This is a genomic window from Streptomyces sp. NPDC029138, from assembly GCF_055564375.1.
The window spans coordinates 1-758 of sequence record NZ_JBVHWM010000028.1; the positions used below are offsets into that span (position 1 = coordinate 1).

A 758-nucleotide genomic window follows, 5' to 3' on the forward strand; every position below is an offset into this window, starting at 1 on the left:
CCCTGCTGTTTGGGGAGCGCAACCTCCCCCCTCTCTCCCCCCCCCCCCCCGTGGAACGCCCGTGGTGGCGGCCGTTCTCGGTTTCCCCGGCGGCCCCGCCCCCCGGGCCACCTTTCCCGTTTCCTCGAAGCGCACGGCCGACCCGCACCCGGTCCCACCGGCGTATGGACGTCACACCGCGCGCCGCCCGGACGGGAAGCCATGGCCGCGTCCGGCGAGCACCACGGCGAGCACGGGCAGCAGGAGCACCAGCACCGTCCAGGGAAAGGAGCCGCTGCCGCCCGGTCCGCCGCCCACCATCTGCGTGCGCTGCGGATCGCGCGCTCACTGGACGCGCCGCGCGCCCTCGCCCTGTGTCTGGAGGGGCTCGCCGGGACGGCCGCCCTGTGCGGGCACCGGTCCGGCGCCACCTGTGCGGCCCTGCTCCTCGGCGCCGCCCACGCCGCGCGCCGCAGGGTGGGCGCGCCCCTGCCGCCCGCCGAGCGCGGCGACGTCGACCGTGTCACCGCCGCGGCGCAGGCCGTCCTGGGCCCACGCGCCTTAGCCGAGACGTTCGGCCGCGGCGAGCGGCCGACCCCCGCCGAGGCGGAGCGCCACGCACGCACCACCCTGGCCGAGCTGACGGACCAGGCCGCCTGACCCCGCCCGAGCCGGGGGCACGCGCACCGACCAGGCCGACCGACCAGGCCGCCTGACCCCGCCCGAGTCCAAGCGCCACCCGCACCGACCAAGGCCGACCGACCAGGTCGCCTGATCCT

At 78.2% G+C, this 758-nt stretch carries 1 protein-coding gene; it reads left to right on the forward strand.

Going from position 1 to position 758, the window contains the following annotated elements; genetic code table 11:
• Window positions 1–201 precede the first annotated feature (201 nt).
• Complete coding sequence (locus ACZ4WH_RS21940; protein ID WP_468182882.1) at window positions 202–639, forward strand: hypothetical protein; 438 nt, start codon at window positions 202–204, stop codon at window positions 637–639.
• The last annotated feature ends 119 nt before the right edge of the window (window positions 640–758 follow it).